This window comes from uncultured Aquimarina sp., assembly GCF_947495315.1.
Taxonomy (GTDB): Bacteria; Bacteroidota; Bacteroidia; order Flavobacteriales; family Flavobacteriaceae; genus Aquimarina.
Map to the genome: position 1 here is coordinate 1 of NZ_CANLYD010000052.1, position 389 is coordinate 389.

Here is a 389-nt window from a genome sequence, read left to right on the forward strand (position 1 = left end):
TTAACCAATTATAGTATGAACAATATCGATATCCAGGCAGATACCTTTAGTTTTTCTATTAACGGATTATCAGGTACCATCGGAATCAACTATGATGTGACTGAAAATGGAAAATATCAAGTTTTTTGTATTGATAATCCTGAGGTTAAAATTGATTATACCTTGTTAGGGGATCAAATCACCAATTGGATCATTACCGATACCCAGGGAACACGCTATGAGTTTGCCAAAGCAGAATACACCCATACATCCTATAGCACCCAACAGAATGAGTATACCGCAGAATATATCTCCAGTTGGTATGTTACCAACATAGAAACTGCTGATAAAGAAGATACAATCGTATACTACTACGGTAATGGAGCCTACTATGCAGAGAATCAGCGGTT

General features: G+C 36.8%; 1 protein-coding gene. It reads left to right on the forward strand.

Features of this window, described 5'->3' with window-relative positions; translation table 11 throughout:
* Nucleotides 1-15: 15 nt before the first annotated feature.
* The coding region (locus Q0910_RS28555) for a hypothetical protein (protein WP_299224258.1) at nt 16-389 on the forward strand (374 nt) is incomplete at its 3' end.